The organism is Blattabacterium cuenoti (assembly GCF_014252115.1).
GTDB classification, from domain to species: domain Bacteria; phylum Bacteroidota; class Bacteroidia; order Flavobacteriales; family Blattabacteriaceae; genus Blattabacterium; species Blattabacterium cuenoti_AK.
In genome coordinates, this window is sequence record NZ_CP059211.1 from 506,371 (window position 1) to 517,060 (window position 10,690).

Here is a 10,690-nt window from a genome sequence, read left to right on the forward strand (position 1 = left end):
ATAGTTGATGGGATCTTTTAAAATAAAAGGAGGATTATCTTTGAAAGGAGAAATTCAACCACAAGGTGCTAAAAATGAATCTCTTCAAATATTATGTGCAGTATTACTGACTTCAGAAAAATTGAGAATTAAAAATATTCCAGAAATAGGAGATGTCAAATGTTTGATACAAATTCTTAAAGATTTAGGAGTTTTAATAAAAAAAAATGGAATAGGAGACTATACTTTACAAGCAAAAAATATAAATACTGAATATTTAAATACAAAAAAATTTTGTGAATATGGAAAATCTATCAGAGGATCTATTATGATTGCTGGTCCTTTACTTACCAGATTTGGAAAAGTTCGTATTCCAATTCCTGGAGGGGATAGGATAGGTAGACGACGTTTAGATGCCCATTTAACAGGATTAAAGTTGTTAGGAAGTAATATATATTATCATAATGAATCAAAATATTTTGATTTATGGGTAAAAAATAGTTTAATTGGAGAATATATTTTAATGGAAGAGGCTTCTGTTACAGGAACAGCAAATATTATTATGGCAGCTACTTTAGCTAAAGGGAAAACTATAATTTATAATGCGGCTTGTGAACCTTATATTCAACAATTATGCAAATTGTTAAATAAAATGGGAGCTAAGATTAAAGGAATAGGATCTAATTTAATTAATATTACTGGAGTCGAAGAATTAGGAGGATGTGAACATACCATATTACCTGATATAGTTGAAATAGGGAGTTGGATAGGTTTAGCCGCCATTACTTGTTCTGAAATTAGGATTAAAAATGTGAATTGGAAAAATTTAGGAATTGTACCTAATATCTTTCATAAGATGGGAATAAAATTAGAAAAAGAAAAAAACAATATCTATATTCCATCACAAAAATGTTATCAAATTAAAAAATCATTAAATAATGCAATATTAACAATATCTGATGCTCCATGGCCAGGGTTAACTCCAGATTTGTTAAGTATTCTAACTGTAGTGGCTACTCAAGCTAAAGGTAGTGTTTTAATCCACCAAAAAATGTTTGAAAGTAGACTATTTTTTGTAGATAAACTGATTGAAATGGGAGCTCAAATCATATTATGTGACCCTCATAGAGCTACTGTTATAGGTCTTAATCATAAATCTTCTCTTAGAGGAACAACATTAAATTCTCCAGATATAAGAGCTGGTATATCTCTTTTGATTGCAGCTCTCTCTGCTAAAGGAACTAGTATTATTAAAAATATAGAACAAATAGACAGAGGATATGAAAATATAGATAAAAGATTACGTATTTTAGGAGCAGATATTTTGAGAATAAAATAAAATATTTTTTCGCATATAGAAATTTCGTTTAATAAGTAGAAAAATAAAAGATTAATTTTTGCATATCTTACTTTATCGTTTTTTATTCATCATTCATTATGAATTTCCATCATTTTTATCAAAATCTATGATAAAAGTAAAAATAAAAAAAAACACAGAAATTCGTAATTTTAATTTTATCTAAACAAAATATTTTGTTATGTATAAAAACACAACACATAACATTATTTCAAAATCATATAACTTTATATACGTCATTAAATAAATAAATTGAATGAAAAAATAATGAAAAAAAATTATGGAAAAATTTGAATATATAACTAAAGAAGGTTTAGAAAAATTACGAAAAGAAATAGAAAGATTAGAAAACGTAGAACGCCCGAAAATATCCATGCAAATAGCAGAAGCCAGAGATAAAGGAGATTTGTCAGAAAACGCAGAGTATGATGCAATAAAAGAAGCTCAAGGTTTTTTAGAAATGAACATAGCTAAATTAAAAAAAAAACTATCTAATGCACGTATTATAGATGGATCACAAATTAATAGAACTAGAGTATCTATTCTGTCCACAGTAAGAGTCAAAAATTTGACTTATGGAGGAGAACAAATATATACTTTAGTTCCAGAGGGAGAAGCAGACTTAAAATATGGAAAAATATCCATAAATACACCTATATCAACAGGTTTACTTGGAAAACAAGTAGGACAAATAGCGCATATTAAATTGCCTAATAAGATGATACTCGATTATGAAATTTTAGAAATAGCGTTTAGTGAAAGTGAATAATAATATATTTCAAAAAATAATTAAAAATGAAATTTTAGCTTATAAAGTAGCGGAAAATTCTGATCATCTAGCTTTTTTAGATATTCATCCTATGAAAATAGGACACACTTTGGTAATACCAAAAAAAAGTAATAGAGATAAAATTTTTTCTCTATCAAAAAAAGAATTTATCTCTATTATGTCTTTCACAAGAAAAGTAGCTATAGGTATAGAAAATATTATATCTTGCAATCGTATTGGTGTATTTGTTATGGGTTTTGAAATTCCTCATGTTCACATTCATCTAATTCCTATGAATAAAGAGAGTGATGTAAATTTTACCAAAAAAAGAATGGTTTTATCTTCAAAGACTTTTCAAGGTTTATCAGAAAAAATAAAAAAATCTATAGACGCTTTAATGATTCCAATGAAATAGGATTTTTAATCCTTTTATTGTATGTAATTTATCTTTAATATGAATTTTTTTTGTTAATGGCGTATATATATGAGATAAACCCCCAGTAGCAATAACAAAACAATTTGTTTTCAATTCTTGATTGACCCTATTTATCAATCCTTCAACCATGCTTATATAACCGTATATAATTCCACTTTGAATACATGTTTCTGTATATTGACCTAATATACTATGAGGTTTTTTTAACTCAATTTGTGATAATTGAGCTGTATTTCCAATTAATGCAGTTAAAGAACTATTAACTCCCGGAGCAATAATAACACCTAAAAGATTTCCATACTTATCTATACAAGTTAAACTTAATGCAGTTCCAAAATCCACTATTAAAGTGGTATTTTTATTATTATATAATGTATATGCGGCTGTAGCGTTGGCATATAAATCTGTTCCTAATTGATGTGAATAATGTTTTATAGGAGAATTTGAGTTTCTATCAACTATAATAGGTTTTATTTTGTGTATTTCATATAAAGATTGTTCCACTATATTTGTAAGAGAAGGAACTACCGATCCAATAACGATATTTTGTATAAACTTAGAAAAAATATCATATTGTTGATATATATTTTTAAATAATAAAACATATTCATCTCGTGATTTGTGTGGATTAGTATTAATGATCCATGAGCAATTACATTTCAAATTATAACTACTATCGAATAGTCCAAAACGAAGACTTGAATTTCCAATATTTATTGTTAATAACATGATTCTCCTCATTTTGAATATTTCAAATATATTTTAAATCAAATAATTGTTTTTTTTTTCAATTTCATATATCTTTCTCTTATATTATATTTTCATTAATATATGACTAATATTTGTAAAATAAATCTAGAAATAAAAGGAAAAAAAACAGGAGTTCCTATAGTGTTATTACATGGATTTATGGAAAGTTTAGAAATATGGAATTATGTATATCATGATATTTCTAATAAGTATAAAGTTATTTTAATTGATCTTCCAGGTCATGGAAAAAGTAATGGAAAAGACGTTTTAATATTAGAAAAAGATGGAATTTTTACAATGGAAAATACCGCAGAAATTGTAAAAAAAACATTAGAAAAAAAAGGAATCCAAAAAGCTATTTTTGTAGGACATTCTATGGGAGGATATGTTGCTTTAGCCATGGCGGAAAAGTATCCCAAAATGTTTTTAGGTTTGTGTTTGCTTCATTCTACAACAGAATCAGATACACTTGAAAAAAAGAAAAACCGTATTCAGTCTATTCAATTAGCAATTAATAATTATTCATTGTTTATATCCGCAAGTATAAAAAAATTGTTTCATTATGAAAGATTATCTTCTTTACAAGAAGAAATACGTTTTGTATGTAAAATTGCTTCATATACTCACATAAATAGTATTATTTCTTTTTTGAAAGGAATGTCAATTCGGAAAGATAGAAAATTTTTACTAAAAACAACTAAGTTTCCAAAACTATGTATAGTTGGTTTATACGATTCAATTCTTGATATTCAAAAAATTTATGAAGAAATGAAAAATGGAAATAAAATTTATTTTGTTGCAATACCCACAGGTCATATGGGTCATATAGAAAAACCTAAAGAAATAATAAAAATATTAGAAAATTTTATAGATTTTTCTATCCTTACGGTTGAACCTAAGTTGAATGAATAAAGAAAAATTACGTGCACAATATTTCTATATGAGAAAGTCTATTTCTCAATATGAGATTATGAAAATGAGTTATGAAATTTTTTTTCAGTTAAAAAAGCTATTTTTTATATGGAAAAATACATATTTTCATATTTTTTTACCCATATGTGAACATAAAGAAGTAAATACGTTTATTATAATTGATTTCTTACTAAAAACAGGAAAATGCGTAACCATTCCCTGTTCTAACTTTCGTAAGTTATCTATAGAAAATTGTTTTTTTCATAAAAATACTATATTAATAAAAAAAAAATATGGAATTCTAGAACCTATTTCTAGGCATAAATCTATTGTTTCAATTTCACTTATTGAAGTGATATTTATTCCTTTGTTAATATTTGATTCAAAAGGTTATAGAGTAGGTTACGGAAAAGGTTTTTATGATAGATTTGTTCCTTTATGTGAAAAAAATATTATTAAAATAGGTTTAAGTTTTTTTTCCCCTATAAAAGAAATTAATAATATACATAAAGACGATTTGTTAATTGATATAGGAATTACCCCCAATCATATTTTTTTCTTTAAAAAAATTTAAGAAAAAAAAACTTTGAAAATATCCCAAATGATGATAAACATCATAACTAAACTAATTATGATAAATCCATAAATAGTACAACGTTCAATTATTTCTTCATTTATTTTCTTTTTTGTTATCATTTCTATCATGATAAATAAGATATATCCTCCATCTAATGACGGAATAGGGAATAAATTTAAAAAAGCTAACCAAATGGATAAAGTAGCAGTTAAAGTCCAAAAAATATCCCAATTCCATTTAGATGGAAATTCTTTAGCTATAGAAAAAAAACTACCTATTTGTTTATAAGCTTTAGTTTCTATATGAAAAACATTTTTAAAAAAAAAGATTTGATTTTTTAGAACATTCCAAGTTTTTTTTATTCCATGAGGAATACTTTCGTAAAAAGTGTAATTTTTTTTATCAAATAAAAAAATTTGATCTAAATCCATAAAATCTTTTAAATAAATACCTAAAATCCCTTTTGGGTTTACAAAAATCTCTTTTTGAATAAGGCTCCCATTTCTATTAATAGATATTAATATATTTTCATTTTTATACTTTGATAATAAATCTTTTAGTTGATCAGAAAAAAGAACAAATTCAGAATTAATAGCTAATATTTCATCATTATTTTTTAGTCCATACTTTTCTGCTTCAGAATTTTTTATCACATAATTGATTATAGGGGGAACACGAGGTTTAATAAAAAAATTAAATTCTTTTCTATCAAAAAGAAATTTTTTCTTGTTATCACTTAATGATAATTTTATAATATTTCCCATACGATCTATAGTAATAGAATTACCCAAAATAATTGCTTTTGGAATATCATTGAAGTATGGAACATACTTATCGTTTACAAATAAAATTTTGTCTCCATTTTTTAATCCTATTTTTTCCCCTAAATCATCAACTTCTATTCCGTATTTAACATTTTTCGTAGGAAGAAAAGTTTCCCCATGTTTGAATAACAAAAAAGTAAAAATTAAAATAGATAACAATATATTAAAAATAATTCCTCCAGAAATAATTAATAGTCTTTTTATTCCGGATTTGGAACGAAACTCCCAATTTTGGGTTTGAATTTCTGATTTATTATCCATTATCATTCCAGATATTTTAACATATCCTCCTAAAGGCAACCAACCTATTCCATAAATAGTATGTCCTATCTTTTTTTTAACAAGAGAAAACCAAGGATCAAAAAACAAGAAAAATCTTTCTACTCTAACTTTAAATACTTGAGCTAGAATAAAATGACCTAATTCATGAACAACAACTAATATAGAAATGCTTAATAGTAATTGTATAGATCTAATTAAAATTGATGACATTTATAAAATTTAAAAAATAAAAAAGATAAATTTAAATCTTTATTCCAAAATAAAAATATATTTTGAATTTATCTAATCTTAAAAAAGGAGAAAAAGGAATTATTAAAGGATATAAAAATGATGATTTTCCTATAAAATTATTAGAATTAGGAATTTTACCTGGCGTAAAATTCGAAATACTTTTTGTTTCTATTTTTTATGATCCATTATGTATAAGCTATGATCAATCTTTCTTAATTTTACGAAAAGAAGAAGCCGAAAATATTATAATAGAACCAGAAATAAATAATGTTAAAAATTAAATTAGCTCTTATTGGAAATCCAAATGTCGGAAAAACTTCTTTATTTAATAAATTAACTGGACTAAATCAAAAAGTTGGAAATTATATAGGAGTTACAGTAGATAAAAAAATAGGATATTTTTATTACGATAATATATATTATCAAATCTTAGATCTTCCTGGAACTTATAGTATATATCCTTCATCTGAAAATGAAGAGATAGTTAGTAAACTACTCAGTAATATAAATGATTTTGATTATCCAGATAAAATCATAGTTGTTGCTGATTCATCAAATATAAAAAAAAGTCTCCTTATACTTAGGCAAATACAAGACTTAGGATTCCCTGTTCTTTTTGTATTGAATATGCTTGACGAAGCAAAAAAAAAGGGAATATCTATTAATATAGAAAAATTAAAAAACTTCCTTCTAACAGAAGTAGTATTAATTAACGCAAGAACAGGAGTAGGCTTAAATAAAGTTAAAAGAAAAATAAAAAATTTAAATAAAAAAAAAAACTCCTTTTTTAATCCAGGGATAAATTATTCTACTGCTATTGATGACGTAAAAAATAATTTTAAAGTAAATACTTACCAAGCTTGGTATTATTTAGCTTATAATAAAAAATTTTTTAAGGAAAATTTTTTATTAGATGAAATAAAAAAGAAACATAACATTATTCCCAAAAGATTACAAGTAAAAGAAACATTAGATAGATATGAAGAAATAGAAAAAATTTTTTCAAAAACAGTTTCCAAATTAATTTCTGAAAAAGAAAAAACCTATTTAGAATTTTCAAAAAAAATAGATAATTGTTTTATTGTACACCCTTTTTGGGGGTACTTTATTTTTTTATTTATTTTATTTTTTATTTTTCAATCTATTTTTTTTTGGTCAGAAATACCTAAACAATTTATAGAATTTTTTTTTTCTTTTATACAAAAAAAATTAGGAAATGTTTATTCTGGTCCTTTGAATAATTTTTTTTTGCAAGGAATATTACCTGCAATTAGCACAATTATTTCTTTTATACCACAAATTTCTATTTTACTATTTTTTCTTTTTCTTATGGAAGAAAGTGGTTATATAAGTAGAGTTATATTCTTAATGGATAGAATTATGCGTCCTTTTGGATTGAATGGAAAAAGTGTTGTTCCTCTTATTTCAAGTATAGCTTGTGCTATTCCTGCAATTATGTCATCTAGACATATAGAAAACACTAGAGATCGTTTAATTACTATTTTAGCAACTCCTTTTATGACTTGTTCCGCAAGATTACCTGTTTATACCTTAATTATATCTATAATTATACCGGACAAAAAATGGTATTTCATTCAACTAAGAGGGATCGTACTTTTAGCTATGTATATTTTAGGAATTATATCTGCTTTAATCGTATCAATAATTTTACATCAATTTCTAAAAAAAACTTATAAAAGTCATCTTATAATGGAAATTCCCACTTATAAAATTCCTATGTTAAAAAATATGTTGATTACTCTATGGATCAATCTTAAATCATTTATTATAAATGCAGGAAAAATGATTTTTTTAATAAATATATTGATTTGGGTATTAGGTACTTTCGGTCCTTCAGAAAACTTATCGGATAAAAATTCAATTATTAACATACAAAAAAAAGAATTACCTTATTCTTATTTAGGATTATTAGGAAAAAAAATTGAACCTATAATTCGTCCATTAGGATATGATTGGAAAATTGGAATAGGATTGTTATCATCTCTTGTAGCAAGAGAAGTTTTTGTTAGTACTATGGCGTCTGTGTATAGTATAGAAGAAAAAGAAAATTTTTTAAAAGAAAAAATGAAAAAAGAAGTCTATCCTATAACTAAAAAACCTATTTATAATTTAGCAACAGGGACTTCTTTATTATTTTTTTATGCATTTTCTATGCAATGTATAAGCACCTTATCTATAATAAGAAAAGAAACGAGATCTTGGAAATGGCCAATTATACAATTTATTTTTATGACTTTTCTGTCTTATATAGTTTCATTATTTACATATCAAATATTAAAATAAAATGTGGCAATACATCATAATTAGTTTATTTTTCTTATATTCAATCTTTTATTTATTTAGAAAATTGTTGCATTTTTTTCTACGAAAAAAAAAATGTAATTGTAAACTGTGAATTCTTTTGAGAATCTTATTTTCCTAACATATTCTTTTCAATGGAAGCGTATATATAATTTTTAAATAACTCAGACAAAGAAATCCCAACTATTTTCAATTGTTTTGGAAAAATACTTTCTTCTGAAAAACCGGGTATTGTATTGATTTCCAGAAAAAAAGGATCTCCATTTACTATGATATATTCTGCTCTAGATATTCCTGATAAATTTAAAAATTTATACACTTTTTTTGCTATTTTTCGTATTTTGTTCTCAACATCCGGTGATAATTTTGCTGGAGTAATTTCCTTAGATTTTCCAGAATATTTTGATTCAAAATCAAAAAAATCATTTTGACTGATTATTTCAGTTATTGGTAAAACAATTATTTCATTTTTAAATGAAAAAACACCAACTGAGACTTCCTTACCCTCAAGAAAGGATTCTATAATAATTTCTTCATCTTCTATAAAAGCCTTTTGTATTGCATTAAAAAGGTCTTTTTCTTCATAAACTTTACTTATACCTAAACTAGATCCAGATCTATTGGGTTTTACAAAACAAGGAAGTCCTATTTTGTTTAAAATTTTTTCTTGGCAAAAAATCTGATTTTTGTTTAAAAAAAAAGATTCAGCTGTATTAACTCCAAAATATTTCATCAAACTTAAACAATATTTTTTATTAAAAGTAACATTAGCATGATGAAAACTACATCCTGTATAAGGAATTCTTAATAGTTCGAAATAAGCTTGTAACATTCCGTCTTCTCCTGGAGTTCCATGTATAGCATTAAATACACAATCAAATTTTAAATTCTTTATTCCAAAAATAGTAAAATCTTGTTTATTGATAAAATACTCTTTATTTTTATCATCTTTCATAAACCATCTATCTTTTAGAAGATAGATTTGAAAAGGATCAAATTCTTTTCTGCATAAATTTTCATAAACAACTTTTCCGCTTTTTAGTGAAATAATGGATTCATTTGAATACCCCCCCATAACAACTGCTATTTTTTTCATTATTTATTTTTAATTTTATTGGTTTTTTATTTCTTTATTTTTTATTTATGAATTATTCAAAATATTTTGTAATATTTATCATAAATATTATGATTTCCATACTAATTTTATATAAAATTACTCAATTAGCATTGAAATGGGTAGATATTTATACAAAACATGGATCTTATGTTGTAGTTCCTGATTTAAGAGGTTTTACTTTATCTAAATCTTTATTAATTTTAGAAAAATTAGGTCTAAAATACGATATAGATACATCACGATATGATCCTAATTTCAAAATTAATCAAATTATTTCTTTTTCTCCAGAAGCTGGTGGACATGTTAAAGAAGGTAGATATATATATATACAAGTTAATTCTAAATCATCTCAATCCGTTTTACCTAATATTATAAATAAAGATAAACGAATAGCTATAAAATTACTTCACGCTAATCATATTTTCGTTAAAGAAATCAGATACATTAATGATATGAATGAAAATATCATTTTAAAAGTTTTATATAATAACAAATCTATTCAATCCGGATATAGATTTCCTCCTAATCAAGATGGAGTTACTTTAATTATTGGAAAAGAATATGAAAAAAATAATTTTGTAGTTCCTAATGTTATTGGAATGTCATTACATTCAGCTACTTCTATTCTAAAAAATCAGTCATTTCATGTTATCAATTTTTACTATAATTATGCAATCAAAAATCCTGACATAAATCCTGAAAAAAATGTAAAAGTATATCGTCAAAAACCTGATCCTGGTGTTCTTTACGATAAGAATAAATCTATTGAACTTTGGTTAACTTCAAGAGAAGAAACATTAGATCATTTGATTCAAACTGAAGAAAAAGACTTCAAAAAACAAACTGAAGAAAAAGACTTCAAAAAACAAACTGAAGAAAAAGACTTCAAAAAACAAACTGAAGAAAAAGACTTCAAAAAACAAACTGAAGAAAAAGACTTCAAAAAACAAACTGAAGAAAAAGACTTCAAAAAACAAACTGAAGAAAAAGACTTCAAAAAACAAACTGAAGAAAAAGACTTCAAAAAACAAACTGAAGAAAAAGACTTCAAAAAACAAACTGAAGAAAAAGACTTCAAAAAACAAACTGAAGAAAAAGACTTCAAAAAACAAACTGAAGAAAAAGACTTCAAAA

11 protein-coding genes are annotated in these 10,690 nt (G+C 24.6%); 8 read left to right on the plus strand and 3 right to left on the minus strand.

Going from position 1 to position 10,690, the window contains the following annotated elements; genetic code table 11:
• Nucleotides 1–7: 7 nt before the first annotated feature.
• The 3 genes from murA (at nucleotide 8) to H0H44_RS02495 (ending at nucleotide 2,520) form a co-directional block, all read left to right on the plus strand.
• Nucleotides 8–1,318: a UDP-N-acetylglucosamine 1-carboxyvinyltransferase gene (gene murA, locus H0H44_RS02485; RefSeq protein WP_185871550.1), complete on the plus strand. Its 1,311-nt coding sequence runs from the start codon at nucleotides 8–10 to the stop codon at nucleotides 1,316–1,318.
• A 298-nt stretch (nucleotides 1,319–1,616) separates the two neighbouring features.
• Entirely contained in the window at nucleotides 1,617–2,105 is a 489-nt protein-coding gene (gene greA / locus H0H44_RS02490; protein ID WP_185871551.1) for a transcription elongation factor GreA, read from the plus strand.
• Nucleotides 2,098–2,520, plus strand: a complete 423-nt coding sequence (locus H0H44_RS02495; RefSeq protein ID WP_185871552.1) for an HIT family protein — start codon at nucleotides 2,098–2,100, stop codon at nucleotides 2,518–2,520. The genes greA and H0H44_RS02495 overlap by 8 nt, the downstream gene beginning before the upstream one ends.
• On the opposite strand, the gene H0H44_RS02500 is transcribed toward H0H44_RS02495, so the two are convergent.
• Nucleotides 2,500–3,270 carry a type III pantothenate kinase gene (locus tag H0H44_RS02500; RefSeq protein ID WP_185871553.1) on the minus strand — a complete coding sequence of 257 codons (771 nt, stop codon included), beginning with the start codon at nucleotides 3,268–3,270 and terminating at the stop codon, nucleotides 2,500–2,502. The genes H0H44_RS02495 and H0H44_RS02500 overlap by 21 nt on opposite strands.
• A 102-nt stretch (nucleotides 3,271–3,372) precedes the next feature.
• On the opposite strand from H0H44_RS02500, the gene H0H44_RS02505 reads away from it, so the two are divergent.
• Nucleotides 3,373–4,203 (plus strand): alpha/beta fold hydrolase, encoded by an 831-nt coding sequence (locus H0H44_RS02505; RefSeq protein WP_185871554.1) that lies wholly within the window; start codon nucleotides 3,373–3,375, stop codon nucleotides 4,201–4,203.
• Nucleotides 4,196–4,777, plus strand: coding sequence for a 5-formyltetrahydrofolate cyclo-ligase (locus H0H44_RS02510; protein WP_185871555.1), 582 nt, complete (start codon nucleotides 4,196–4,198; stop codon nucleotides 4,775–4,777). The genes H0H44_RS02505 and H0H44_RS02510 overlap by 8 nt, the downstream gene beginning before the upstream one ends.
• On the opposite strand, the gene rseP is transcribed toward H0H44_RS02510, so the two are convergent.
• A complete protein-coding gene (gene rseP, locus H0H44_RS02515) occupies nucleotides 4,774–6,096 on the minus strand; it encodes an RIP metalloprotease RseP (protein WP_185871556.1) in 1,323 nt (440 codons plus the stop codon). The genes H0H44_RS02510 and rseP overlap by 4 nt on opposite strands.
• 62 nt (nucleotides 6,097–6,158) lie before the next feature.
• On the opposite strand from rseP, the gene H0H44_RS02520 reads away from it, so the two are divergent.
• Nucleotides 6,159–6,398 (plus strand): FeoA family protein, encoded by a 240-nt coding sequence (locus H0H44_RS02520; protein WP_185871557.1) that lies wholly within the window; start codon nucleotides 6,159–6,161, stop codon nucleotides 6,396–6,398.
• The gene (gene feoB, locus H0H44_RS02525; protein ID WP_185871558.1) at nucleotides 6,385–8,421 is read left to right on the plus strand and encodes a ferrous iron transport protein B; all 2,037 of its coding nucleotides are present in this window, start codon (nucleotides 6,385–6,387) and stop codon (nucleotides 8,419–8,421) included. The genes H0H44_RS02520 and feoB overlap by 14 nt, the downstream gene beginning before the upstream one ends.
• Nucleotides 8,422–8,548: 127 nt before the next feature.
• Here the strand turns inward: feoB and H0H44_RS02530 are convergent, their stop codons facing one another.
• Nucleotides 8,549–9,535 carry a D-alanine--D-alanine ligase gene (locus H0H44_RS02530; protein WP_185871559.1) on the minus strand — a complete coding sequence of 329 codons (987 nt, stop codon included), beginning with the start codon at nucleotides 9,533–9,535 and terminating at the stop codon, nucleotides 8,549–8,551.
• Nucleotides 9,536–9,624: 89 nt separating this feature from the next.
• Between H0H44_RS02530 and H0H44_RS02535 the strand changes: the two genes are divergently transcribed.
• A partial coding sequence (locus H0H44_RS02535; RefSeq protein WP_238786123.1) for a PASTA domain-containing protein occupies nucleotides 9,625–10,690 on the plus strand: 1,066 nt, incomplete at its 3' end.